The sequence below is a fragment of the Pseudoalteromonas sp. McH1-7 genome (assembly GCF_013366255.1).
GTDB classification, from domain to species: Bacteria; Pseudomonadota; Gammaproteobacteria; order Enterobacterales; family Alteromonadaceae; genus Pseudoalteromonas; species Pseudoalteromonas peptidolytica.
Genome location: NZ_JABWPQ010000026.1, coordinates 1 through 25,732 on the forward strand (window position 1 = coordinate 1; position 25,732 = coordinate 25,732).

20 protein-coding genes and 2 pseudogenes are annotated in these 25,732 nt (G+C 43.1%); 17 read left to right on the top strand and 5 right to left on the bottom strand.

The features are described from left to right. The 10 genes and pseudogenes from HUZ36_RS17105 to HUZ36_RS21890 all read left to right on the top strand — a co-directional run. Nucleotides 1–666, top strand: a pseudogene (locus HUZ36_RS17105) (electron transport complex subunit RsxC); the annotation flags it as partial. Next, complete coding sequence (rsxD, locus tag HUZ36_RS17110; RefSeq protein WP_128732586.1) at nt 663–1,724, top strand: electron transport complex subunit RsxD; 1,062 nt, start codon at nt 663–665, stop codon at nt 1,722–1,724. The pseudogene HUZ36_RS17105 and the gene rsxD, both read left to right, overlap by 4 nt. After that, entirely contained in the window at nt 1,721–2,356 is a 636-nt protein-coding gene (gene rsxG / locus HUZ36_RS17115) for an electron transport complex subunit RsxG (protein ID WP_125251568.1), read from the top strand. Before rsxD ends, rsxG begins: the two co-directional genes overlap by 4 nt. Continuing rightward, nucleotides 2,353–3,054 carry an electron transport complex subunit E gene (locus HUZ36_RS17120; RefSeq protein WP_176033508.1) on the top strand — a complete coding sequence of 234 codons (702 nt, stop codon included), beginning with the start codon at nt 2,353–2,355 and terminating at the stop codon, nt 3,052–3,054. The genes rsxG and HUZ36_RS17120 overlap by 4 nt, the downstream gene beginning before the upstream one ends. A gap of 71 nt (nt 3,055–3,125) precedes the next feature. Further along, a complete protein-coding gene (nth, locus tag HUZ36_RS17125; RefSeq protein WP_176033509.1) occupies nt 3,126–3,758 on the top strand; it encodes an endonuclease III in 633 nt (210 codons plus the stop codon). 155 nt (nt 3,759–3,913) lie between these two features. Next, the gene (locus HUZ36_RS17130) at nt 3,914–6,874 is read left to right on the top strand and encodes a hypothetical protein (protein ID WP_176033510.1); all 2,961 of its coding nucleotides are present in this window, start codon (nt 3,914–3,916) and stop codon (nt 6,872–6,874) included. A 111-nt stretch (nt 6,875–6,985) separates the two neighbouring features. Next, nucleotides 6,986–7,246: pseudogene (locus tag HUZ36_RS17135) on the top strand (endonuclease III); the annotation flags it as partial. Between the two features lie 257 nt (nt 7,247–7,503). Beyond that, a complete protein-coding gene (locus tag HUZ36_RS17140) occupies nt 7,504–8,283 on the top strand; it encodes an SDR family NAD(P)-dependent oxidoreductase (protein WP_176033511.1) in 780 nt (259 codons plus the stop codon). A 29-nt stretch (nt 8,284–8,312) separates the two neighbouring features. Then, nucleotides 8,313–9,311 (top strand): AraC family transcriptional regulator, encoded by a 999-nt coding sequence (locus HUZ36_RS17145; RefSeq protein WP_176033512.1) that lies wholly within the window; start codon nt 8,313–8,315, stop codon nt 9,309–9,311. Between the two features lie 160 nt (nt 9,312–9,471). Beyond that, complete coding sequence (locus HUZ36_RS21890) at nt 9,472–9,594, top strand: hypothetical protein (protein ID WP_303246195.1); 123 nt, start codon at nt 9,472–9,474, stop codon at nt 9,592–9,594. Between the two features lie 236 nt (nt 9,595–9,830). On the opposite strand, the gene HUZ36_RS17155 is transcribed toward HUZ36_RS21890, so the two are convergent. Then, on the bottom strand, nt 9,831–10,805 hold the full coding sequence (locus HUZ36_RS17155) for a PD40 domain-containing protein (RefSeq protein WP_176033513.1): 975 nt from the start codon (nt 10,803–10,805) through the stop codon (nt 9,831–9,833). 419 nt (nt 10,806–11,224) lie between these two features. On the opposite strand from HUZ36_RS17155, the gene HUZ36_RS17160 reads away from it, so the two are divergent. From HUZ36_RS17160 to HUZ36_RS17170, 3 genes are all read left to right on the top strand, one after another. After that, the gene (locus HUZ36_RS17160) at nt 11,225–11,815 is read left to right on the top strand and encodes a DUF2726 domain-containing protein (protein ID WP_125251563.1); all 591 of its coding nucleotides are present in this window, start codon (nt 11,225–11,227) and stop codon (nt 11,813–11,815) included. A 107-nt stretch (nt 11,816–11,922) separates the two neighbouring features. Further along, a complete protein-coding gene (mtnN, locus tag HUZ36_RS17165) occupies nt 11,923–12,630 on the top strand; it encodes a 5'-methylthioadenosine/S-adenosylhomocysteine nucleosidase (protein ID WP_125251562.1) in 708 nt (235 codons plus the stop codon). After that, complete coding sequence (locus tag HUZ36_RS17170) at nt 12,630–13,586, top strand: cobalamin biosynthesis protein CobD/CbiB (RefSeq protein ID WP_176033514.1); 957 nt, start codon at nt 12,630–12,632, stop codon at nt 13,584–13,586. The genes mtnN and HUZ36_RS17170 overlap by 1 nt, the downstream gene beginning before the upstream one ends. Nucleotides 13,587–13,655: 69 nt before the next feature. Here HUZ36_RS17170 and tyrS read toward each other — a convergent pair whose 3' ends face one another. After that, the gene (gene tyrS / locus HUZ36_RS17175; protein ID WP_176033515.1) at nt 13,656–14,855 is read right to left on the bottom strand and encodes a tyrosine--tRNA ligase; all 1,200 of its coding nucleotides are present in this window, start codon (nt 14,853–14,855) and stop codon (nt 13,656–13,658) included. 151 nt (nt 14,856–15,006) lie between these two features. Here tyrS and HUZ36_RS17180 point away from each other — a divergent pair, with 151 nt between their 5' ends. Continuing rightward, nucleotides 15,007–16,347: a peptidoglycan DD-metalloendopeptidase family protein gene (locus HUZ36_RS17180; RefSeq protein ID WP_176033516.1), complete on the top strand. Its 1,341-nt coding sequence runs from the start codon at nt 15,007–15,009 to the stop codon at nt 16,345–16,347. 109 nt (nt 16,348–16,456) lie between these two features. Here HUZ36_RS17180 and HUZ36_RS17185 read toward each other — a convergent pair whose 3' ends face one another. After that, on the bottom strand, nt 16,457–17,770 hold the full coding sequence (locus HUZ36_RS17185) for a M20 metallopeptidase family protein (RefSeq protein WP_176033517.1): 1,314 nt from the start codon (nt 17,768–17,770) through the stop codon (nt 16,457–16,459). 127 nt (nt 17,771–17,897) lie between these two features. Here HUZ36_RS17185 and HUZ36_RS17190 point away from each other — a divergent pair, with 127 nt between their 5' ends. Beyond that, the gene (locus tag HUZ36_RS17190; protein WP_176033518.1) at nt 17,898–19,109 is read left to right on the top strand and encodes an HD-GYP domain-containing protein; all 1,212 of its coding nucleotides are present in this window, start codon (nt 17,898–17,900) and stop codon (nt 19,107–19,109) included. Nucleotides 19,110–19,111: 2 nt separating this feature from the next. Here HUZ36_RS17190 and HUZ36_RS17195 read toward each other — a convergent pair whose 3' ends face one another. Together HUZ36_RS17195 and HUZ36_RS17200 are read right to left on the bottom strand one after the other, a co-directional pair. Next, entirely contained in the window at nt 19,112–20,089 is a 978-nt protein-coding gene (locus tag HUZ36_RS17195; RefSeq protein WP_176033519.1) for a general secretion pathway protein GspB, read from the bottom strand. Between the two features lie 8 nt (nt 20,090–20,097). Beyond that, nucleotides 20,098–21,012, bottom strand: coding sequence for an ExeA family protein (locus HUZ36_RS17200; RefSeq protein WP_125253242.1), 915 nt, complete (start codon nt 21,010–21,012; stop codon nt 20,098–20,100). A 90-nt stretch (nt 21,013–21,102) separates the two neighbouring features. Here HUZ36_RS17200 and HUZ36_RS17205 point away from each other — a divergent pair, with 90 nt between their 5' ends. Further along, nucleotides 21,103–22,203, top strand: coding sequence for a tRNA nucleotidyltransferase (locus tag HUZ36_RS17205; protein WP_128730035.1), 1,101 nt, complete (start codon nt 21,103–21,105; stop codon nt 22,201–22,203). A 463-nt stretch (nt 22,204–22,666) separates the two neighbouring features. Beyond that, a complete protein-coding gene (locus HUZ36_RS17210) occupies nt 22,667–25,594 on the top strand; it encodes a TonB-dependent receptor domain-containing protein (protein WP_176033520.1) in 2,928 nt (975 codons plus the stop codon). The last annotated feature ends 138 nt before the right edge of the window (nt 25,595–25,732 follow it).

Sequence of the window (25,732 nt, forward strand, 5' to 3'; positions counted from 1 at the left end):
CAAAGTACTGATGACGTAGCTGACCCTCGTAAAGCCGCTGTGGCCGCCGCCATTGCCCGTGCTAAAGCGAAAAAAGCAGCTAAACAAGCTGAAGAAGCAAACGACAACACAGCTGAGCAGAGCGAGGCTGTGCAAAGTACTGATGACGTAGCTGACCCTCGTAAAGCCGCTGTGGCCGCCGCCATTGCCCGTGCTAAAGCGAAAAAAGCTGCTAAACAAGCTGAAGAAGCAAACGACGACACAACTGAGCAGAGCGAGGCTGTGCAAAGTACTGATGACGTAGCTGACCCTCGTAAAGCTGCTGTGGCCGCCGCCATTGCTCGTGCTAAAGCGAAAAAAGCGGCTAAACAAGCTGAAGAAGCAAACGACGACACAACTGAGCAGAGTGAGGCTGTGCAAAGTACTGGTGACGTAGCTGACCCTCGTAAAGCCGCTGTGGCCGCCGCCATAGCCCGCGCTAAAGCGAAAAAAGCAGCTAAACAAGCTGAAGAAGCAAACGACAGCACAGTTGAACCGTTAGAGGAGCAACAAAGCACGGACACAGAGCAGGCGCAGCTTGATACCCAAACTCCCGAGGCCCGTAAAAAAGCCGCAGTTAAAGCCGCAATTGCAAAAGCAAAAGCGAAAAAGCAAGCCAAAGAACAAGAAGGAAATGAACCGTCATGAAATTAACCATGGCTTCATCCCCGCATAACCATAGCCACAAGTCCGTCAGCAAAATTATGATGACGGTTATGGCTGCCTGTATTCCTGGGATCCTAGTGCAAACCTACTTTTTTGGTTTTGGCGTATTAATCCAGCTAGCGTTAGCCCTAATTACTGTGAGTCTTACCGAGGCTGCCGTACTGAAACTAAGAGGCCGTGAAATATGGCCAAGTTTGAGTGATGGTAGCGCTTGGCTGACAGCACTACTACTTGCCATCAGCGTGCCACCACTGGCACCTTGGTGGGTAACAGTAATTGGTGCATTCTTTGCTATCGCCATCGTAAAACAATTATACGGTGGACTCGGGTTTAACCTATTTAACCCAGCCATGGCTGCCTACGTACTATTGCTAATTTCTTTTCCTGTACAAATGACCTCTTGGTCTCCGATCCAAGAGATAGCAACCCAAACGCTAAGCTTGGCTGATCAGTTTGCGATGATATTCACTGAAGCAACCTCTCAAGGTGTGACTTTAGATAAGTGGAGCACAAACGTCATTGATGGCGCGACCAGTGCCACACCGCTAGATTCGGTAAAAACTTCTGTGTCGCAAGGGTATACGGTAACAGAAGCAATGAGCTACATTGGTTTTGGTGAAATCGCAGGGTTGGGCTGGCAATATGTTAACTTCGCCTTTTTACTTGGTGGGCTTTATCTTTTAAAGGCCAAAGTGATCAATTGGCACATCCCAGTATCTTTTATCGTAAGCCTTGGCCTTGCCAGCGGGGTTGGCTATATTATTGCACCACAATCAGAACCCGGTACTCTCTTCCACCTGTTTAGCGGTGCAACTATGCTAGGCGCATTTTTTATTGCAACCGATCCTGTTTCAGCCTCAACAACTAACCTTGGGCGCTTAATTTATGGCGCAGCGATTGGCTTAACTGTTTATGTGATCCGTCAATTTGGTGGTTATCCAGACGCAGTTGCTTTTGCCGTCGTGATAATGAATATGGCTGTGCCACTGATTGATCATTATACTCAACCACGCACCTATGGCCACGGAGCAAATTCATGATAATTCAATCGATGCAGAAAAACGGTTTGATCTTAGCTGCATTTGCGTTGGCAACCACAGGCGCAGTAGCACTGATCAACGACATCACCAAAGATAAAATAGCAAATCAAGAACAGCAACACCTTATGCAGTTACTTTCGCAAGTGATTGACAAAGATCAATATGACAATACGCTTTATCTTGATTGCACCACCAGCAACGCTCCAGAATTAGGGCCGCAAGGGCCGCATACAATTTATCGCGCTAGACTTGATGGTGCGCCTTCAGCGTTGCTGGTACGGCATATCACGCCAAGAGGCTATAGTGGTAATATCGATATTCTAACCGCTGTTAACAGAGCAGGTGTGATCTCAGGTGTGCGTATAACACGTCATGAGGAAACCCCGGGACTAGGTGATAAGGTTGAGCTGGCAAAGTCTGCCTGGGTAACAACTTTTAATGGTGTCAACGTTACCAGTGAAGCTGATCCACACTTGAATGTGAAAAAAGATGGTGGTCAGTTTGATGCCTTCACTGGCGCAACCATTACCCCTCGAGCTGTGGTTACGTCAGTAAATCAAGCGGCTTGGTTCGCCAAAACACACTTTGACGCCCTATTTGATGCGAAAAATACTTGTGAGGTATCACAGTGAGCCAATTCAAATCACTGTACCTGGAAGGTACATGGAAAAATAACCCTGCATTAGTGCAGCTATTAGGGCTATGTCCGCTGCTTGCCGTCACTTCAACTGTGACTAACGCACTCGGGCTTGGTATTGCCACATTGTTGGTTCTAGTCGGTTCTAACTTAACGGTTTCTGTTGTCAGAAACTGGGTACCCAAAGACATTCGGATCCCAGTTTTTGTTATGATAATTGCAGCGTTTGTCACCGTGATCCAACTCCTGATGAATGCTTATACCTTTGGTCTGTATCAGTCCCTTGGGATATTTATTCCCTTAATTGTTACTAACTGTGCAATCATTGGCCGAGCGGAAGCTTTTGCTTCAAAAAATACACCGCTATTGTCAGTATGGGATGGTTTAATGATGGGCTTAGGCTTTGCATTGGTATTGTTTGTGCTCGGCGCCATGCGTGAACTTTTAGGCCAAGGTACCTTATTTGACGGTGCAGAGCTTTTGCTTGGTGACTGGGCAAGTGTGCTACGTATCGAAGTATTCTCTTTTGATCACCAGTTTTTAGTTGCAATTTTACCACCAGGCGCCTTCTTAGGTCTGGGGTTGCTTATCGCCGCTAAAAATGTCATCGACCACCAAATCAAAACCAAAAACGCGGTGCCAGCTACTGAGCAAGTTAAAGGGCCGAGAGCACGAGTTACAAACCTAAATTAGCCCTAGGTTCGCAGCGACACCGTCACTGTCGCTGTTAGCAAAACCGTTATTGAGCTTAGCAAGTAAATCTTATGAATAAACAAAAACGCATAGAAATACTCACGCGACTACGGGACGAGAACCCGCATCCTGAAACTGAGTTAGAGTACTCATCACCATTTGAGCTACTCGTGGCCGTTACCCTCTCAGCGCAGGCTACAGATGTTGGGGTGAATAAAGCCACTCGCAAGCTTTTTCCTGTTGCCAACACGCCTGAACAAATCTTGGAACTGGGCCTTGAGGGCTTACGAGACTATATCAAAACCATTGGTTTATTTAATTCAAAAGCCAATAACGTCTATAAGATGTGTCAAATTCTTGTCGACAAACACGGTTCCGAAGTCCCTGAAAATCGAGAAGCCTTAGAGGCATTGCCAGGGGTGGGCCGAAAAACCGCAAACGTAGTATTAAACTGCGCTTTTGGCTGGCCAACTATTGCCGTAGACACCCATATCTTCCGTGTCTCCAACCGCACCAAATTCGCGATGGGTAAAGATGTCGTTGCAGTAGAGCAAAAGCTGGAGAAGGTCGTTCCCAAAGAGTTTAAAGTCGATGTCCACCACTGGCTTATTCTTCACGGTCGATACGTATGTACAGCTCGCAAGCCGAAATGCGGTTCATGCCTCATTGAAGACTTGTGTGAGTTTAAGGATAAAACAGAGTAACACTTTGGTTTAAAAATCATATATCAACTAATAACACTACAAATTAGACGACAAAAATAAGCCCTTAAAGTTTTGTAAATCCCTATTACACTAAACTGATTCTTAGTAGTTTGTACTACAATTTATTCAATCTGTAGTTTAGTTGGATGGTTTAAATGCGTAATAATTGTTTCCTGTTAGTTTGTAGTTTGATATTACTCACAGGGTTATCAGCATGTGGTGGGGGTAGCAGTGGCAGTAATAGCGACTCTGTACCTCCTCCGGTTCCCCCTTCTTCCACAGTTACACTGGCAGTATCCTCCGAAAGTATTGAAGTAGATTCAGAATTTACCTTAACTTGGTCAACCACTTATGCAGACTCCTGTGCAGCGTCTGGCCATTGGGGTGGAGATAAAGCAACCTCTGGTAGTGAATCAATTACAGAAGTACAAATAGGTACTTATACCTACACTATTACTTGTTCTGGCATCGGCGGAGAAGTATCGGCAAGCGTTGACGTTGAAATAACGCCTCTGTCAAATACTGAACAATGGGATCTTGTTCATATTTCCTTTGGCACAGACGATCCAAATCGCCAGTGGCTTAATATTCACTTTGCCTATGACCAGTCTATGCCAATGCCTATATATCTGTTTGCCCATGGCAATGGTGGTTCTGCCGATGGTGTAAGCGAAAATGAGCTAAATGCTATCGCTAACGCAGGTTATGCGATTGTTAGTTGGGAATCGATACCAACAATCAAAAGCCCTGAAGAAGCCGCGATAGGTGTTGCTGATGCGCAGGTGGTGTTTGATTGGGTCATTGCGAATGCAGAAACTTACAATTTAGATCCTAACCATATTGTTGTTGGTGGTCGTTCTCGTGGTTCGATTATTAGCTGGCAGTTAGCCCACAGCAATCACCCTTCCATCAAAGGTATCTATATGTATAACGCATTGCCTCAGTCAGCATGGCAAGATACGGATACATGGAGTCCTGTGGATGAGATCACCATTGATAGCCCCATCACTTACTTAGTCTACGGGCCCGATTTTGACGATGATGACGGTCATAACCCAGTCAATGTTGAGCCTGTTCTAACACGTTACGACGAACTAGGTATCGGCGACAAAATAACCCGCTATGTAGATATGTGGGGAGATTTTCGCAGCAGCAATGGTGGTTGGACGAATGACGCTCACACCATGCATTACTTTGCAGAGTTCGTTGCATCGCTAGATATAGAAGTCTCGCCTTTTCCAGTAAACCGAACAACCAGCCAGATTTCACTTGAGCAGCAGCATACTGATACCTTCTTGGGGGGAACTTATTCTTTTGATTTTTATCGTAATGACGCTTACGAGTGTGGCCTCAGCGGTAACTATACTTTCATGGTTGCTAATCCCGCAAACGGCGATGCAAATACAGAAGCCCCTCTTTGGGTATACCTCCACGGCGGTGGTAGTGGGTATTTTGATGAAAATGGTGATTACTATGGCCAGACGGGGCAAACCGAAGATAACTGGAATCATGAAGAAACCTTTAACGACCTACTCGTGAAGCAATTGCAGCGACGGACGATTGATGATAATGACCAACCGATAGACATAACCCTAACTCGACGTATTCAGGAAGGCTATCGAGTAGTGTTGGTTTCTATGTGCGACCACGATACATATTCGGGTTTGGGCATTCCTTATTTGAATAATCCTAACACCGATGCACAAGTCAATGGCATGCAGGCAACAATGGCCGCTGTTGACTACACGACGAGAAATTATTCTACAACCCACGTATTTGCCCACGGTACCAGTGCAGGCGGAATTGGCGTTTACAATCTGGCAGTAAGCTACGCGGCTGAAGGCACACACCTGACCGGCATCATTGCCGACTTCTACCTAGGCGAACGTGCTTTGCCGCTATTAGATATGTTCGCAGGTGACTCACCCTATGCGCTTGGCTATGATTCAGAAAATATGTCCGAGAAAATCGGTTACTTCGCTGACGTTGACCAAAGAGTTGCTGCCGAAGACCGCATTAATGATGGCTTTGATGATGTACCTATATTATTTGTAGGTGGTGATGAAGATCCATTCTGTATCGGTCATCGACCCGCTGTTGCTGAAGCCGCAGCGCTTGGTCTAAATAATTGCGAATATGTATGGGACGAATTGAAACAGGCAGTGGACAACCAGCCAAATAGCCCCCACCAAGTGAGTTTACTGCAAGGTGAAGTACACATACCGACAAATTATCCGTCACCTGCTCACGATATTGTTGATAACTTTATTGGCAATATTCTCGCATCTAACCCACAACATCCTTTCTCTGAGAGTACAAATGTAATTGCGGGCGACAAAATGATGCTGATGGGCCATAGTTTTTTCCGTCCGTTTGCTGACCAACTGCCTTATCATGCCCTGCAAGCTGGCGTTGACGGCCACAGCCAAAACGTTGAGTTTTCCGGTGGTGATTCAGGAACCCCTCTGTCACTATGGCAAGACGCAGAGCACCGCGCGAATGTACAAGCAGTGTTAAACTCAGGGGATGTAGACGTGTTCGGCATGACTTGTTGCGACTGGCAACTCACCGCAGACGGTGAGCGCGAGCTGGATTCCGAAGGAAATCCAATACTATCCCTAGAGGGCTGGAAAACATGGTTCAACTACGCCCTTGCCCAAAACCCTGAAACTGAATTTTTCATTGGTATTCCTTGGCTTGACTATCCTACCGACTACGCTGATGCTGAAACGTACACGGAAATATGGGAAGCCTTCTACCAAACCTTAGTGCTGCCAGCAGTAGACGACCTACGTGTGCTGTATCCGGGAGTCACCATTTACACCATTCCCTATGGCGATGGAGTAAATGAACTACGTAAGCTGTTTGAAGCAGGTAACCTTCCAGATGTAACTAACCTGCAAGGCCCCAGTGATACCTCTTTGTTCACTGACTACAAAGGACACGGTGGGCAACTACTGAAGGATTTCGTTGAGTATATCTGGATAGATGCTATTTATGGTGTCGATCTCGAAACGTACAACTACGATGATGTCTATCAGACAGACCTGAAGGCGCTCGCCAAGTTTGTCATGGATGCACAAGACCCTAACTATAACGGTCCTAATCGGAGATGATGCTGATTCATAAGAAGCCACTAGTTTTTATTTTAGATAGCTACGCAGCTTCTTTTATAAGCTAAAAATTACCTTTTTGTCGATTCAGCCGTATCAACACACGGCTGAAATCTACTTTCCTTTTCTTTTGGCTGGCCGACAATAGCTGTGGACACCCATATCGATCGTGTATCAAATCGCACTAAATTTGCCATGGGTAAAAGCGTAGTTGAAGTTGAAAATAAGCTTTTAAAGGTTGTACCTAAAGAGTTTAAAGTCGATGTGCACCACTGGCTGATTCTGCATGGGCGCTATACCTGCACTGCACGTAAACCCAAATGTGGCGCTTGTATTATTGAAGACTTGTGTGAGTTTAAAGATAAGACTGAATAAACGATAGCTTTGAGCGAATTACGGACCATCAGTTTGATATGATTGATGACTACTTCTCCCACTAAACATACACGATTTTCTATATTGTAATCATCTGAGCCGTTCGGTTCACAGTAGTTCAGACAAAGCTAATAACTTAATAATAGTTATACTTCGATTGGCATAATTTGATAGAAAGATGTCATCATTGGATTTTAAATGGCGCGTTTTGAATTCGTATAATAGCATCAATTGATTTACTAACTGAGGAAAATATTATGTCTAATTCAAATATAGCTCTTATCACTGGTGCATCTGGCGGTATTGGTATGGAGTTAGCCAAAGTTCATGCAGCGAAAGGTAATGATGTAGTTATTGTTGCTCGTTCAGAGCATAAATTACTAGCGCTTAAACAGGAGTTAGAGTCTACTTACAATGTTAAGGTTTGGGTGCTTGCCGAAGATCTTTCTCATGCAGATTCTGCGCAGCGTATTTATGAAAAAACTAAATCACTCGGTATAGAAGTTGGCATTTTAATTAATAATGCTGGGTTTGGTGGTCATGGTCTATTTCACCAACGAGCATTAGAGCAAGATCAAGCGATGATGCAGGTAAATATGGTAACCCTAACTAATCTGACACATTATTTTTTACAAGACATGATAAAAGCGAACTATGGTCGTATTTTAAATGTATCTTCAACAGCTTCGTTTATGCCAGGGCCATTACAAGCTGTTTACTATGCAACAAAAGCTTATGTAACTTCCTTTACACAAGCAATTGCAGAAGAAGTTAGCGATTATAATATTACCACAACAGCTTTATGTCCTGGTACAGTTGCAACAGGCTTTGTTGCTGCTGGTGACTTAGATGGCCTGAGCGCATGGGACAAAGCAAAATCACCGAAATCTGTTGCTGAGATAGGCTATCGAGATATGGAAAAAGGTAAACTAGTATCGTTTAATGAGACGGGGCTGAAATTTATGTTAAATTGGATCATTCCTCTTCTTCCACGAAAAACGGTACTGAAAATGTCGCGTCAGTTTATGGAAAAATAACCGAATTAAAGTAGATTAAGTGAGCCGTTGTGAAAGAGTCTAGTAAATTTTCGATTTCCTCCAAGTGGAAAATGTTATTACTTGATATGGGAATTGACCCATCTATAGCCTTAACGTATGCAAAGCTACCTTTGGATATATTCAACAGAAGTGAACATCGACTTTCTGTAGACGAGTATTTTCGCTTATGGAATGGTATTGAAGCTGCGGCCTCTAAACAAGAAGTAGCGTTACTCTTCGCTAAATATGTCAGCGCAGAATCTTTTGATGCCCCTATTTTCTCAGCTCTATGCTGTGAAAACTTAAATTCGGCCTTGCAAAGGTTAAGTTATTACAAACCATTAATTGGTCCTTTATTGTTGAATGTGGCTATAGACGATAAAAAGACCGAACTTAAACTTGAATGTAACATTGCATCAGGAACAATGCCTTATTCCTTATGTATGAGTGAAGCTGTTTTCTTTGTTCAGTTAGCTCGCTTAGGAACAAGAGATAGCATTTACCCTACATCCGTTACTATTCCGGTGAAGCCTAAGCAACAAGAAAGTTATCAGAGCTTCTTCGGTTGTGAAGTGAAGCAAGGTAACTGCTTAGCTATCACCTTCAAAGCTGTAGATGCGAACAAACCTTTTTTAACTGCCAGTGGCGCGATGTGGGCGTTCTTTGAAGAAAATTTGAATAGGCAATTAGATAACCTTACATCTGAAGCATTGATGACAGAACGAGTAAAAACGGTACTAATTAAGTCGATACCTAGTGGAGAAGTCAATATTGATTTTGTTGCAAGTCAGCTTGCTGTCAGTAAGCGAACGTTACAGCGTAAATTGACTGAAGAAGCGGAAACTTTTCAGTCTATTTTAGTTTCAGTAAGGAAAGCGTTAGCTATTCATTACTTAAAAAAGTCAAATATGCCTTTAGTAGAAATTTCCTACTTATTAGGCTTCAAAGAGCCAAATTCATTTATTCGAGCCTTTAGTGGTTGGAATGGAGTATCTCCGTCTAATTATCGAGAAAAATATAGGCATTAATGAATATTCTTAGCCCCTCACTCAATGTTAGTTTCAAACAAATTAGATTCGGACAATAATTGTAAGGTAACTTAAGAATATTTACTGACTCTCGCCAAATAAAGTCCAATCTACCTTCCTTATCTTTCGGCTGGCCAACTACCCTCCCGGTATTCCACTTTTGGTACCAGGTCAACATATCACCCAAGATCATATCGAATATTTAAGAGAGCTTGCGGGGCAAGGGTTAACCATTCAAGGCAGTTTTGACGGTGAGATCTACGTACTTAAAGAAGACAAATAACGCGAGCTAATACCGCTACCGTGTACTGAAGTCGCTACAGTCCCTAAATACCTGTCGGCAAGTCAAAAATTTCTTATTTAGTTGTTCTAAAATAAGAAATTTTTAACGCTGTTAGCGTCAGATTCGCTCCTTCAAGTTGAGCAAGTATCGAGGCGAGTTGGTATAATGGTGCTAGGCAGCCTTTGGCAGCCTAGCGCTTGTAGCGCTTAGCATTTTCCTGCAATTGCGCTAGCAAATTAGCCTTTCTCGCGAAGGTATTGGTTTAACTCAGTTATATCAACGCTATAAATATTCATAAGGCCATTATGGATCCTTCCCTGTCGCTGAAGCAATTCATCATAATTGTTTACAGCTTTCACATCTGGGTTTTTATCACTTGAGAAAAACAAAGTATTACCATCAGCTGATAGAATCGGATCTGAGTCCATACGGCGCGAATTGATTTTATCGCCTAGATTTATCGGTTTTCCCCACTTACCCTCTTTTTGTTTAACCGATACATGTAAATCGTAGTGACCAAAGCCCCCCGGTCTCATTGACGTGAAAAATAGTAGTTTTCCGTCCGTTGAAACCTCAGGGTCAGCATCACTTGCTGTGGAATTGAGCTCTGAAATCTCAATTGGCTCTTGATATCCATCGGGGTGGTACTTAGAAAGGAAAAGGTCTACGCTGCCCGTCGTTCCTTTTATAATAGATGAGAAGTAGATATCTTTATTAGTGTGTACAGTTGGGTAGATCACAGTATGATCTCCGTTAATTTTGTCAGGCACTAACTCGGGTTGGCCAAATTTATCACCATCATAGCTGACTTGCCACATCTGAAAGGTGCCATTTTCCACATTATCTACCGGCCTTCTGGAAGTAAAATAAAATGTGTTACTGTCTTTGGAGAAGTACGGATTAGTATCGTGAAATTCGCCACTGAATGGAAGTAATGTTGGGGTTTGCCAAGCCCCCCCTTGTTTATGAGAAATGACTAGAGCACTGTGTGAAAATTGGGCTAACGCTCTAACAAACGCAAACTTTTTACCATCTGGAGACAAACTAGAGCCGTACTCAAATTGATTCGTCGATACTATGTTTGGCGCAAACAAACTTGGCTCCAGGTTGTTTAAAATCATAGCTAACTTGTCATCAGCTTGTACTGACCAATGCACAGAAATTGCTGAAATCAATAACCCTATTTTAGCGACTGCTTTACGCTTTATCATATAAATATCCTTTCTTATTATCGTACACTTTATTTACTTTTTGATAATTGTATGTGTGTTGAATCGAACTTCTTGAAAAGTAACTTTGTCGCCAAATAATATTATCAAAACAAAACTGAAAAAAACGACAACCCTACATGACTTAGCGATGTACAGAAACTTAATAAAAATACCTCATTAAGGTACGTTAATTTTTAAAAGTCGGGTTGGTTTTACAGTAATTTATCATGTATTTGAGTGACATAGCGCTAATACAGTGTATGTTATGCCACATAAATCAGCAGAAAGACACCATACCTGCTTATCCTCAGTGACTTGCTCACCGCCCAAATATTTATCACCTACGAATTTCAGCTCTTTTCTGGCATAGCTATTGCTTATAAAAACACAGATGTCATTTTTTTGATTTGGAGTTTTTTATGGAATTTGCGTTACTTGCTATCTTGGCTCTAGTGGTCGTTGCTTCCATTGTCGCTTCTAAGTACACCGATGTGGGTGGCAATCCTTATCCGTTCAACCGCAAAGAATCTGTTTTTACTACTGTCGAAGCGTCGTTTCTGCATTTACTAGAACGTGCTGTTGGCGATAAGTATAAAATTGTAAGTCGGATAAAGCTAATTGATGTGATTGAATGTAAACCTGGTATTTCACAAAAAGCACGCCGTGCCGCGGTGACTAAAGCAAAAAACAAGCAGCTTGATTACGTGCTTGTAGATAAAGAAACACTGAAAATTGTTGCCGCTGTTGACTTGGTTAATAACGCCAATAAAAACGGCCATAAAGCGCAAAAGGATTGGTTTGTCAGTGGCGCGTTAGAGTCAGCTGGTATTCCGCACATTCGTATGAAGATCAAAAGCGGCTACCAAAGCGCAGAAGTCAGAGCTGCTATCTTGTTCAAGTTGGGACAAAAAGTGGAAATGCCGAAGAAAACCAGAAACCGCACATACAAACCCGCGGTATTATCTCCTTCACAAGCAAAGGCACAATCCACCCAATTGGCTGAAATTTAGCAAAACGGGCACTAGCCCGTTTTTTGTTTTACCTATCTTCCCCCCTTTCGTATAATAAAAATAACGTTGAAATTGGGGTTTCCCCACTACAAATTAGGAATCTTTTCATGAAAGTAGGCATTATTGGCGCAATGGAGCAAGAAGTTACCATTTTGCGTAACACTATGGAAAACCCGCAAACATTGACCAAAGGTGGCTTTACTTTTTATACCGGTAAACTGGCAGGACACGATGTGACGCTGGTACAGTCAGGTATTGGTAAAGTAGCAGCAACGGTTGCAACAACTCTGCTTATCGATAACTTTACACCAGATTGCGTAATTAATACGGGATCTGCTGGGGGCTTTGAACCCTCACTCAATGTAGGGGATGTCGTCATTTCAAGCGAAGTTCGCCACCATGACGTTGACGTAACGGCATTCGGTTACGAAATAGGCCAAGTACCACAAATGCCTGCTGCTTTCACTTCACATGCTAAGCTAGTTGAAGCTGCGAAGCAGAGCGTTAGTGAACTTGAAGGTATTCAAACTATGGTTGGCCTTATCTGTACTGGTGACTCATTTATGTGCGATCCTGTTCGTATTGATAAAGCTCGTGCAGACTTCCCAACGATGCTTGCTGTAGAAATGGAAGGGGCAGCTATTGCACAGGCTTGTCATTCTTTAGATACACCATTTGTAGTGATCCGCTCGTTATCGGATATAGCCGGCAAAGAATCACCGCAGTCATTCGAAGAATATTTAGAAGTCGCTTCTGTGAACTCTTCAAAAATGGTGATGGCACTACTTACCAAGCTAGATAAGGTTACGCTTTAGTGCTAGAGAACTTGCTTCAGGTCCATGAGGGCCTGATCATTTTTTTAGTTGCTGTTTTTGCCAGCCTCGGGGTCAGGCTATCCACGGTTTATCATCCAAACCTTATTCTCACCCTTATTTTTAAGGCGGTTGCCAACAAAGTATACCGCGCAAAAGCACCGCTGCGTTATCAACTGTTATCCGGTACACTCGGAGCTTTACTCCCTACATTAACTATCACTGTATTGACTTATGCCATCGTGAGTTTTGCTTTTTATCCCAACTGGCTTGGTGGCCTCGTGTTATTTTTATGTTTGGATATTAGCCATGAAAACCGCGCTAAACGTATTGCTGCGCTCATTAAATCAAAACAAAAGGTGACAGCACGAGCGGTGTTACAAGGGATAGTAGCACGGGATGTCGAGAGACTGACGGATCTGGGAATTTGTAAAGCGGCTATCGATAGCACGGCTTTGAATACTCTGCGCCATTTTTTTGTTGTTGCACTGCTTTATCTAATTGCAGGCCCATACGTCACACTTTTTTATAAGCTGCTTTTGCTATGTGATCATGCCTGGCGTCAAATTATGCAGCCGACAAACCGCTTTATGGCAAATCTTAGCCGCGCAATATGGCTGATTGAATTTGTGCCTATCCGATTATTAGTTGTCTGCTTTTCGTTGTTGCTCAGGCCAAAACAAACTTGGCACTATATTAAATACTATGGTCGCCACTTTAATCAAACAAACTCAGGTTGGGCACTGAGCTTTTTTGCGGCAAATTTACAAACTCAGCTTGCGGGGCCACGCTTTTATTTTGGTGCTCGCGTTGAGGTAATGCGCATAGGTGCCAAATCGCAACCGACAGCTGATCATATTCAGCACCTACTCGGACTGCTCAATCAAATGCGCTGGCTATTTATTGCGACGACGACACTGCTATACGTAATGACTAACTTTGCCAGCTTGATGCTGTAGAGCTAAAAACAAATACAAAAAAGGCCAGTAATATACTGACCTTTTCTCTTCGCAAATGGATAAACTATTTTAGTTCACAGTTACTTTAGCAAACTTACGCTTACCAACTTGGTAGATCTCGCAAGAACCTTTAGCAACTTCTAATTTCGTATCCGTTATTTTGTCTTCACCATTTAACTTCACCGCGCCTTGCTTAATCATTCGCATTGCCTCTGAAGTACTTGCGACTAAACCAGCCTCTTTCAATAAGTTAGTGATAAACGTGCTTTCACCTTCAATGGTAATTGTGACCTCTGGGATCTCATCAGGTAAGGCATTTTTTTGGAAACGCTTGATAAAATCTTGATGTGCCGCTTCAGCGTCTGCTTCACTATGGAATCGCGCAATCATTTCTTTTGCAAATTCAATTTTAATGTCACGAGGGTTACGACCACCAGCCACTTCTTCTTTAAGTGCAGCGATATCATCCAACGTCTTCGCGCTTAGCAACTCATAGTAACGCCACATTAAGTCATCAGAAATCGACATTACTTTACCAAACATATCATTTGGCGCATCCGTAATACCGATGTAATTACCCAATGACTTCGACATTTTCTGAACGCCATCAGTCCCTTCCAATAACGGCATCATGAGTACTGTTTGTGGCTTTTGACCTTCATCTTTTTGTAACTCACGACCCATAAGTAGATTGAAGCGCTGATCAGTGCCGCCAAGCTCAACATCTGCTTCTAACGCAACAGAATCCCAACCTTGTACCAGTGGATACAAAAACTCATGAATTGCGATTGCTTGACCATTTGCATAACGCTTTTTGAAGTCATCACGTTCAAGCATACGAGCGACTGTTTGACGCGCAGCTAGTTTGATCATACCCGCGGTACCCAGCTTCTCCATCCATTCAGAGTTGAATGCTACTGTGGTTTTCGCAGGGTCAAGGATCTTGAATACCTGCTCTTTGTAAGTTTCTGCATTTGCCAATACATCTTCGCGTGTTAGTGGTTTTCGAGTGACATTTTTGCCAGTTGGGTCGCCAATCATCCCCGTAAAATCACCAATCAAGAAAATAACCTCATGACCTAAGTCTTGAAAGGTTTTCATTTTATTAATTAGCACTGTGTGACCCAAGTGCAAATCAGGTGCCGTTGGATCGAAACCTGCTTTGATACGCAGTTTTTTACCTGACTTCAACTTTTCCTTTAATTCATCTTGTAGCAGAATTTCTTCTGCACCACGGCTAATCTCTGCAAATGCAGTTTCTAAATCCACAATTTTCACTCCAACAGCTATAACTTGTAATCGACCGATTCTAGCCTATATTTATCCGAGTTTAAATGCACAAAACGCTGGTATTACGGGTTTATTACGTATATCCTGCAATATTATCAACAATAATTCTTGACAGCAGAAAAGGCGCATTATGGTTCACGTTGTTCATAAGCTCCCCAAAAAGCACAAAGTGCTCATCATCGGCTTCCTATCTGCGATGGTCGGAATTGCCCTGATCCCTTCTGAAAAAGCAACCGCTTCTAAAGATAATGACGAAAAAGCCTTAGAAGTTGGAAAACGTTATGAGTTACCGGTAAAAATATCTGAAAAAACAGAGCAACTTACTGAATTAGATGCAGCACCAGCCGTCGCACCTGAATCTGTATCTCAACAGCCTGAATTTGAATTTAAAGATCACAAAGTAAAGACTGGTGACAGTCTCGCTGTTATTTTTAAACGTGCTGGTTATTCGGCTCAAACGTTACATAATCTGGTCAATACCAACGCCGAAACTCGAAAGCTGACTAAAATCCACCCAGGTGAAGTGCTTAGCTTTGCCAGTAATGAAAGTGGTAAATTAGCGCAATTAAAATACATTTTATCTAAAACTGATACCTTGCTGGTTACGCTAAACGACGAGGGGAGCTACGAAACAAAAATCGAAAGCAAAGAAATTGAAACACGCGAAAAATCAGCGGGTGGTAAAATCAATTCTAGTTTTTGGAGCGCGGGTATCTCAGCGGGGCTTAGCGAACGCCAGATAATGAACTTCGCTGATATTTTTGGTTGGGATGTCGATTTTGCAAACGACATTCGTAAGGGCGATTCTTTCGCTCTGGTATTTGAAAAACACTATGTGGATGGTGAAGAGATAGGTAACGGTAAAATAATTGCCGCGGAGTTTATCAATCAGGGCGAACGCTACAGTGCTGTTCGCCATACTGATGACGAATTCTATACCGCTGAAGGGCGCAGCATGAAAAAAGCCTTCTTAAGAGCGCCTGTAAACTTCAAGTACATTAGCTCGAGCTTCAATCCTCGCCGCCTCCACCCTGTAACAGGCAGAGTATCTTCTCATAATGGCATAGACTACGCTGCACGTGTTGGTACACCGGTTGTCTCAGCGGGTAATGGTAAGGTACTAAAGTCTGGTTATAACAGACTCAATGGTAACTACGTATTCATTCAACACGGCAGTAAATACGTAACAAAATACCTCCACCTGAATAAGCGCGCAGTAAAAACAGGCCAGAAAGTAAAGCAAGGCCAAAAAATTGGTACTGTAGGCGCAACAGGACGAGTCACCGGACCACATTTGCATTATGAATTCTTGGTAAATGGTGTTCACCGTAATCCTAGGACTGTGAAATTACCAAAATCAGAGCCTCTCCCGCAAGTTGAGCTAGCTAAATTCAAGCCTGTAGCTGAAATGATGTTAGCCAAGCTTGAACGTAATCGAGAGCTAATGCTTGCAGCGACAAGCAAAGACTAACTACAGCTTGTTCTCTAGCAGCTGTTATCCCTTGCTACAGTGTTTAAGTTGTTTGCAATAGACCAAAAAAGGTAGCTAAGGCTACCTTTTTAGTATGTAGGAAGAAGCTTTATTTTTGCGAAAACAAAGCCAGTGCACTATTGGTCATTGCCCTAACGCCTGTGGCAATGGCGATAGGATAGTCTGGAGCAAATTTACTAGAGTGCAAAGAAGGTAAAGGCTCACCACTTTTTTGCGCGGCATCGAATACCGCTTGATTCACACCGCCTAGCCAAAAAATGGTGATGGGTATATTCTCATCTGTACGGCCAAACAATCCAAAGTCCTCGCCTGCCATTACCGGCTGAGATAAATCGACATTTTCTGCACCAATTTCCTGCTTAATCGCCGCCGTCACAAATTTCGCTAATTCCGGGTTATTATACGTAGAAGGAATACTTTCACTGTCATGTACAATCACTTCAGGTAACAATTCGTCAGTTAAACCAGCGCTGTGAGCCACACCAGCCGTAAGACGTTTTATTGCGGCTATTTGCTGGTTACGAACATCTGGATTATAAGAGCGTAATGTAAGCTGTAACTTAACTTCATTTGAAATGATATTATGTTTGGCACCACCGTGAATAGAGCCTACTGTGATCACAGAAGGCTCTAGAGGAGATACTTCCCGTGAGGTAATGGTTTGCAAACCCAGTACAATGCGAGAAGCTAACACAATAGGATCCACTGTTGTATGCGGATAGGCACCATGCCCTCCTTTTCCTTTAACAATAATGTCAACCGAGTCCACATTTGCTAATGCGTATCCTGGTGCAATGGCCACTTTGCCCGCGGCAAGACTGGCACTCACATGCAATGCTAAGACATGATCTGGAGTGGCAAAATCATCATATAAGCCTGCTTTTAACATGGCTTTTGCTCCGCCTCCTACCTCTTCTGCGGGCTGAGCGACTAACATCAGCGTCCCTTGCCACTTATCTCTATTGAGCATGAGCTGCTGCGCTGTGCCTATCAAGCTTGTCATATGAATATCATGGCCACAGCCATGCATCACCCCGACCGTTTGACCAGCCTCATCTTTTACTTTTATTTTTGATGCGTATGCTTTTCCTGTCTCTTCAACTATCGGCAAAGCATCGGTGTCAGCTCGTATCATTACCGTTGGTCCTTCACCGTTACTCAATAAACCAACAACCCCAAAACCACCGATATTTTCTGTCACATCAAAGCCTAAGGCGCGCATCTCTTTTGCAAGACGGTGCGCTGTTTTTTCTTCTTTGTAAGACAGCTCTGGGTGTTGATGCAAATGCAAATATAAGGATTCAAGTGTCGGCATTGCCTCAGCAACTTGCTGCTTTAAGCTAGCATCAGCATGCCAAGACAACGTCGTTATGAGACTCAAAGCCAGAGTGGATAAGCGCATAAAGTAAGCTCCATATTGTTTTTTTAAGGATGCGATTTTGCTGGGCAAAAATCAATCATATTTATCTTTCTCTCTTTCTATTTGGATAAATTTTGCTACCTTTAAAGAGCAAACCATAGGAATCACCATGCCAGAGATAAATATTAATATCAATGAGTTAGAACCAGGCATGTTTGTTGTCAACGTGACTAAACAGACAGGCTCTGTGGCAATCAAAACAAAAGGTTGGGTGAGAACCCAAACCAGCATTGATAAACTGCAAAGAAGTGGCGTTTTGGAAGTGTCTGTTGATCCCAGTAAACGACTAAGTGACCATGCGCATCATGACGAACCTGCACAAGATAACCGTATTATCGCTCCTCAAGTATGTTCACATGATCCTTGGCATACAAAATGTAGCGTTGAAGCTGAAATGAAACAAGCAGTGAAATTGTATGACGAAGCCAAAGCGATACAAAGCAAAGCATTTGAAGATATCAGAGCAGGAAGGGCGATTGAAGTAGACGCCTTCAAAGCGACCGCCAATCACTTTATCGATTCAGTGTTCCGTAATCAGGATGCCTTAGCGTGTATTGCTCGGATCAGGGAAAAAGATGCGTATCTGTTAGAACACTCTATAAACGTTTCTATTTTGATGGCTATATTTTGTAAGCATTTGGGATACTCTCGTTCACAAACCGAAGAAATGACAACTGGTGCCCTTTTGCATGATATTGGCAAAATTGAAGTGCCAGATGAAATATTAAACAAGCCAGATAAGCTGAGTTTGGATGAATATCACATCATGAAATCTCACGCAAAGTACAGCTTTGACATCCTACTTAACGCAGGGCTTGGCAAAATCGCCTGCGAAATTGCAGGGTATCACCATGAACGCTTGGACGGCTCGGGATACCCATACGGTAAAGCCGCTGATGAATTGCCTCAACATGTTAGAATGGCAGCCATCATAGATGTGTATGATGCCTTGACTGCTGAACGAGTTTATAAGGAAGGCATGACCCCTATCCGCGCTTTTAAATTGATGCGAGAAGGATGCCCGCACCACTTTGACGAGGTTTTACTCAACCGTTTCATAGGTTGTGTTGGTGTGTACCCTGTTGGTACTTTAGTTAAGCTAACCAGTGGTAAAGTTGGGGTTATTGCTCAAAGTAACCCTAATGCTCCTTTAAAGCCTACTGTTAAGGTGTTCTATCATGCTAAGTACATGCATTACATCGAAGTACAGGATATCGACTTAAATGCCAAAAAAGTCAGTGATGAGTTAGAGTCGGCAATCAAACCAGAGGAATTTAAACTTGATCTCATCAGGTTTTTTCGGCACTCAATGCTGCCTTAACGCTAAGGCAGCCAATCTTCCATCGCCTCCAAGCTAAACTCGATACCATCGAAATCAAAGCGAGTTTGCTCTGGGGTTATTTCCAAAACGGTCAACGCCCCCAAACTATCTCCCTCATAAAGCGGCCTGTTATTTATTTTAATCCACCTTTCTTGTACGTCAGTCGCATAAATATGCGCTTGATAACGAAGGCTTGGAATACTATTTTGCAATTGTGTGGGCAATAAGCTTATGGGGGTCACTGATGCAGACTCTTTGGTTGTCGACAGCACAGCAGCTTCATCCCGAAGCTCTGTCTCTTTGACAGCCTGTGCGAACGCTTTTTTGAGCTCTTCAGACACACCTGCTAAGTCAGCGCTTTGCGCCTTGGGCTCTGAGCCGAATACTCGATAACCTGCATATTCGCCTTCAGTTTGTATCTCACCTGGGGCGTCGTCTTGCCTGACAGTTTCAAGAGCTTTGGGTTGTACTATTTGCGGTGCAGCCGTTAGCGCATCTACAGGGACTAGTTGCTGCTGATATACCGGTTGGCCTTGATTATCGACGCCAATTTGCACTGACACCCACTGAAAATGCTTATCAGAAGTTATGCTTGGAGAAACTTGAGTAGGGGCTGGCGCGACCTCAGCCGAAGCTGCGTCTGCGACCACGTCTAAAGCAACCTCAGTACGATTAACTTTTATCGTATCACTGTCTTGTGCTTGCTCTGCTAACACTGGTTTATCTGACAACGTAGCCATATTGTTGGTTTGTGGCTGAGCGTTGCTAGAAGCAATATTCTTTGGCATGTTTGCACTATTGGTTGTCTGACCAACAAAGTAGCCCGCACCAAGTGACGCTAATGATAAAAGACCAAACCCAGCGTATGTGACAAGGCGCTTATACAACATCAGCTGCGCTCCTTGTTTTTGGTTTAAATAATCTTGCTCGACATCGCTGCCTTGTTGCGATTGCTTCATTGCGCTCGTTAAATAAGACATACTTCCCTCTATACCAATTTTGCCAAACCAAAACCTGCAACAAACAACATACCTAACCATGCTGTAAACAATAACGGGGCTCGGTTGGTTACTTTATCCGTTGATGGCACTAGGTTAGTTGGCAATGCTTCTTTTGCGGCTTGAATTGTAATTGCTTTGGTGACTTGAGTTTGTGAAGCGGAGTAAGCACCTAACAGGCACCTATCAGCTAATAAATTAATCAGCCTTGGGATCCCCGCTGTTACTTGGTGCATATAGGCAACCGCATCGTGGTGAAATAACGCCTGTTGACATCCTGCTTTTTGCAAGCGGTGCTGAATATAAGCAAACACTTGAGACTCGGTTAATGGCAGTAGATGATAACGAGCCGTGATCCGCTGTGCCAACTGCCTTAATTCATTACGTTGTAGTAACTGCTGCAATTCAGGCTGACCAACAAGTACAATCTGTAATAGCTTTTTGTGGTCAGTTTCTAGATTTGTTAATAACCTAAGCTGCTCGAGTACTTCTGGTGCAAGGTGCTGAGCTTCGTCGATAATCAGCATAGTATGACCACCGCTTTGATGGTTTTGTAGCAATCTGTGCTTGATGACATCTGTCAGTGACTTTAAGGTCGCATTATTTGCTTCATACTCAATATCAAGTTCATCACAAATAGTAGCCAGCAGTTCAAGTTCTGATAATGAAGGGTTCAGAATGAAAGCCACTTGCGTAGATTCAGGTAGCTGGGCAAGCATACTGCGGGTAACGGTCGTTTTTCCTGTTCCTACCTCCCCAGTTAACAGTACAAATCCACCGGCATCACCCAACCCATAAGTTAAATGGGCAAGTGCTTCCTTGTGACGTTCGCTCAAAAATAAAAATTCAGGATTTGGTGCGATCGAGAAGGGTTTTTCTGTTAACCCAAAATAGCGTAAATACACGACTTGTCTCTTTATTGTTATGATGGTGTCTATAATGGCAAAATCCGATTCAAGATAAAACCTCGAATCACAGAAAATGGTGTATAACAAATGAAAACCTACCTTGTTGGTGGTGCGGTCAGAGATGAGTTGCTTGGTCGACCAATAAAAGAAAGAGATTACGTTGTTGTTGGTAGCACTGTCGCTGAAATGAATAAGCTGGGATACCAACAAGTTGGGAGTGACTTTCCCGTATTCTTACACCCTGTCTCAAAAGATGAACATGCACTCGCACGAACCGAGCGAAAAAGTGGACAAGGTTACACTGGATTTATATGTGACTTTGGCCCGCAAACCACCTTGGAAGAAGACTTGCTCCGTCGTGACCTTACGGTCAATGCTATCGCAAAAGATACGGATGGTACGCTTATCGACCCATTTGGCGGCCAGCAAGATATCACTAACAGAGTTTTGCGCCATGTTAGTGCGGCATTTAGCGAAGATCCTTTACGAGTGCTACGTGTTGCTCGGTTTGCAGCTAGATATCAAGATTATGGCTTCACCATCGCTGATGAGACGTGGCAACTTATGAAGCGTATGGTAATAGAAGGTGAGTTACAGACCTTAACCAAAGAGCGGATTTGGCTAGAAATAGAAAAAACGTTAGATGACCGTGGTTTTGGCCACTTTTTATCCACCATTGCAACATTGGGGGCGTTAGCTAATGTTGCGCCTTATATACCAAAATGGAACAACTCGATACACGAGCAATATCAGGCAGCGCTTACACAATTCAAGGGTGACAAAACACAAGACCTGCTGGCACAATTTAGCCTTGCTCTGCACTTTTCAGGAACTAGCATTGCGCAATTAGCCGATGCAAAGTCGCTTAAAGTACCCAATATCTATATTGAAAGCACCAAAGAGCTACTCCTAAATCTCCCCAAAATCGAGAAAAAAAATAAAAAACCTGATGACTGGCTAGAAATTTTACAAAATTTAGATGCTTGGCGTAGACCGGAGAAACTAACACGCTTTTGTTATATTTGTAGCAAGGTAAGTGATAATTTACAGGCGCTTTGTGACAAACTTAGATTGAATTTTTTAGCAACTAGCAACATAGATGTGCAACAGATCATCCACGAAGGGTATCAGGGTAAAGAGATTCAAGCGCAGCTTAAACAGCGCCGTTTAAAAGCTATACAAAATTAGTATGTACACATCAAGAGATAGGCTAAGTTTTAGCCTATCTGAAAAAGTTCCGTCAAAAATGCCCTCCCAAAAACTGTTTGGCTATTTTTAAAACAGCACGAATTACACTTGAGTTACAAATCAGACTACAAAACCGAGTAAATTCCCCCCAAAAACTTGTACCTTTTTCATCAAATTTAAATAAATTGTTTTTAAAATAATAATGACATTTGTAAGCACACACTTACCGTAAAAAAAGCATTACACATAGAGAGAACGTAAAACAATGATTAATATAGCAAAAACCAAAATAGGAACACTAAAATCACAGATTAAACCTTTTATAAACACCTGACACATACACACAAACCCCATGTTTAACAAATATTTATGGTAAAAACGCAGCACCTATATTGTGACATTGCCTCTTTGCAAATGAGAAAGAGTGCAGCGTTCGCTATAAACAAAGTAAATAAGGGTCAAAATGTTGAAGAAGTTAAATCTAGTTACTGCTAGCATCCAAACGGCACTGGTTGCCGGTGCACTAAGCAGTTCAGTAGCTGTTGCTAACGAGCAAACAGAAGCTAAATCTGTTGAGCGTATTCAAGTTACAGGTTCTCGTATTAAGCGTGTAAACCTGACTTCCCCAACTCCAGTTACTGTGATCGGTGGCGTAGAGCTTGAAAACCAAGGTATTACTAACGTAAACGATCTGCTAGCTGAGATGCCTCAAGCAACTGTTGGCTTGTCACCAGAAAATACAACCAGCTATATCTACGCATCAGGCTTAAACACGACTGACTTACGTGGTTTAGGTTCAGAGCGTACCCTAGTGCTTGTTAACGGTCGCCGTTTTGTACCGGGTTCTGTTGGTGATACTGCGGTAGATTTAAACAACATCCCTACTTCAATCATCGAGCGTGTTGAAATTGCAACGGGTGGCGCAGCTGCAGTATACGGTGCAGATGCCGTTGCCGGTGTAGTAAACATTATTACTAAAAAATCATTTGATGGCCTGGAGATCGATGTATCAACAGTTAAGCCAGAACAAAGCGGTGGTGAAGAGTACTTTTTCTCAATTACTGGTGGTCAAGAGCTAGACAAACTATCGTTCATTACCTCATTAAACTATACCAAGAATGAAAGTTACGCGAAAATGGACCGTGACTTCTTCAAACGCGGCATGAGATCTATCTCTAACCCAGCAAATACTGGCGGTCGTGATGGCGTTCCTGCGGATATTCAGTTTAACCACCCAACCGCGTTAGGTTACTACTCAGAGCGTGGTGACTTCTTTGCATGGACTGGTACAAAGACGCGTGAAGCGTTTGAAAACAATCACTACACCTTCGATGCTGATGGCACAATGCGTCCATTCGATTACGGTCTAGGTCTGATTGATGATCCTAATCCTCTTATCTCTGAGCGCGCTGCAGGCCGTTATACGTTTGACGAAGCTAACCCAGGTGATGCTGTATTCAGACACGGTTATAAAGACTACTTCCGCACACCACTTGAGCGTGTAATTGGTACTCTATACGGTACTTACGAACTAAACGATGAGCATGCGCTTACGTTTGATGCAACTTACTCAAAAACTGAAGCAACGACAGAAAGTAGCCCTGCATTCTTCTCACACACTATTCGTCGTGACAGTGCATTTGTAAATGATGCTATGGGTAAGGTAATGGATGATGCTGGCCTTGATTCAGTCACACTTTACCAAGCCAACGAGCACTTGTGGGGTGATCGTGAATATAACCAAGAGCGTGAAGTATTCCGTTCGTCTATCGGTGCCGAAGGTATTATTAATGACGATTGGGGCTATAGCACGTACTTCCAGTTTGGTCGTATTGAGCAAGATACTTTATGGACTGGTGAAGTTTACAAAAATAACCTTGCTTACGCGATTGACTCTGTAGTAGATAGCTCAGGCCAAGTTGTATGTGCACTTCGCGATGCTGATGGCAACGTAACAGGCGCACGTGAAGGCTGTGTACCATTCAACCCAATGGGCGCAACAGGTACCACTCAGGCACAACTTGATTACATTTCAACAACAGCCACACGTTTTGCAAGACATGACCAAGCAGTATTTGGCGCAACGGTTGATGGTGTATTATTCGAGCTTCCAGCAGGTTACGTAAGCGCGGCATTCACAGCAGAACACCGTCGTGAAGTTGCAAAGATCCGTCCATCTGAAAACATGGAAAAGGGCTTAATCAAAGGTAACTCTAGCCTACCAATGGATGGCGAAATTGAAGTGAAAGAATTCTCTGCAGAGATCTCCGTACCACTTCTTATGGATGAATTCCTTGCAACTGACCTAACTCTTGAAGGTGCATACCGTTACATGGATTACTCTGTAACAGGTGGCGATGATGCTTGGAAACTAGCATTAAACTGGGGTGTAACAGACGAACTTCGTATTCGCCTTAACCGTTCTAAATCAGTGCGTGCACCAAACTTAGGTGACCTATACACGCCAAACTCTAAAACATTTAGTTCAGGCCGTGCGGACGTCTGTCGCGCAGACTCAATTGCTGAACTTAGCAGCGATTACAAGTACAGAGATAACATCATCAATAACTGTCAAGCGGCTGGCCTAGCAGCAGGCTGGATGCCTTCAGATGAATGGTTATCTGGCGGCAGCCTACCTGGCTACATACAGGGTAATACTGACCTTGACAATGAAGTATCAAATGACTACACAGTTGGTGTAATTTACACACCAGAGTTCGTTGATGGTTTAGATCTCACGGTTGATTACTGGTCATTTGAAATTGACGGTGCAATTGAATACTTTGGGCGTAACAGCGTTAAGCTATGTTACGAAGCATCTTCTTTAGACAATCCTTTCTGTGGTAACTTTGTGCGTAACAAAGAGACAGGTGAAATCGAAAACTACTATGCGCGTCCAATTAACGCCGCTCAGATCACGAAAAAAGGCATGGACTTTGAATCTGCATACAAGTTTGATGCGCTCAACGGTGAATTCGCCCTTAAGTTAACTGCAACTTACTTAATTGAAGATAACCAGAACTCAACTGGCCGTGCAGAAGACTTCCGCAATTATATGGGTGAAACTGATGATGCACCACGTTGGAAAGGTCGTTTTAGCGCACTATACAGCCATGATGATTCAGCGTATGTAGTTACGGTTAACTACCGTCACAGCACAGTTGATGACAACGAGTGGACGCCAGAAGATAACAACTTCAATGACGTTTCATCATATACAACGGTAGACTTTATGTATAAAACTTACCTACTTGAAGCGCTACAACTACGTGTTGGTGTAAATAACGTATTCGATAGAGAGCCACCACGTACTCCTGAAACATACGATAACGGTGAATTCTTTGATGTGAAAGGCCGTCGTCTATCACTGGGTATGAAATATAACTTCTAATCAGTCGTTATTTATACTGTAAAAGCCTCCAACTGGAGGCTTTTGTCTTTTATCGTATTTTCAAGCGATTTAAACAAACTTGAGTATTCACCTCTCCCCGCTTATGATTTAATACTCCTAACAAATTTTCTGACGATA

Bases quoted from the DNA above. Each gene is read 5' to 3' on its own strand.
- rsxD (WP_128732586.1), top strand. From the start codon at position 663: ATGAAATTAACCATGGCTTCATCCCCGCATAACCATAGCCACAAGTCC.
- rsxG (WP_125251568.1), top strand. From the start codon at position 1,721: ATGATAATTCAATCGATGCAGAAAAACGGTTTGATCTTAGCTGCATTT.
- nth (WP_176033509.1), top strand. From the start codon at position 3,126: ATGAATAAACAAAAACGCATAGAAATACTCACGCGACTACGGGACGAG.
- HUZ36_RS17130 (WP_176033510.1), top strand. From the start codon at position 3,914: ATGCGTAATAATTGTTTCCTGTTAGTTTGTAGTTTGATATTACTCACA.
- HUZ36_RS17140 (WP_176033511.1), top strand. From the start codon at position 7,504: ATGTCTAATTCAAATATAGCTCTTATCACTGGTGCATCTGGCGGTATT.
- HUZ36_RS17155 (WP_176033513.1), bottom strand. From the start codon at position 10,805: ATGATAAAGCGTAAAGCAGTCGCTAAAATAGGGTTATTGATTTCAGCA.
- HUZ36_RS17160 (WP_125251563.1), top strand. From the start codon at position 11,225: ATGGAATTTGCGTTACTTGCTATCTTGGCTCTAGTGGTCGTTGCTTCC.
- mtnN (WP_125251562.1), top strand. From the start codon at position 11,923: ATGAAAGTAGGCATTATTGGCGCAATGGAGCAAGAAGTTACCATTTTG.
- HUZ36_RS17180 (WP_176033516.1), top strand. From the start codon at position 15,007: ATGGTTCACGTTGTTCATAAGCTCCCCAAAAAGCACAAAGTGCTCATC.
- HUZ36_RS17185 (WP_176033517.1), bottom strand. From the start codon at position 17,770: ATGCGCTTATCCACTCTGGCTTTGAGTCTCATAACGACGTTGTCTTGG.
- HUZ36_RS17190 (WP_176033518.1), top strand. From the start codon at position 17,898: ATGCCAGAGATAAATATTAATATCAATGAGTTAGAACCAGGCATGTTT.
- HUZ36_RS17195 (WP_176033519.1), bottom strand. From the start codon at position 20,089: ATGTCTTATTTAACGAGCGCAATGAAGCAATCGCAACAAGGCAGCGAT.
- HUZ36_RS17205 (WP_128730035.1), top strand. From the start codon at position 21,103: ATGAAAACCTACCTTGTTGGTGGTGCGGTCAGAGATGAGTTGCTTGGT.
- HUZ36_RS17210 (WP_176033520.1), top strand. From the start codon at position 22,667: ATGTTGAAGAAGTTAAATCTAGTTACTGCTAGCATCCAAACGGCACTG.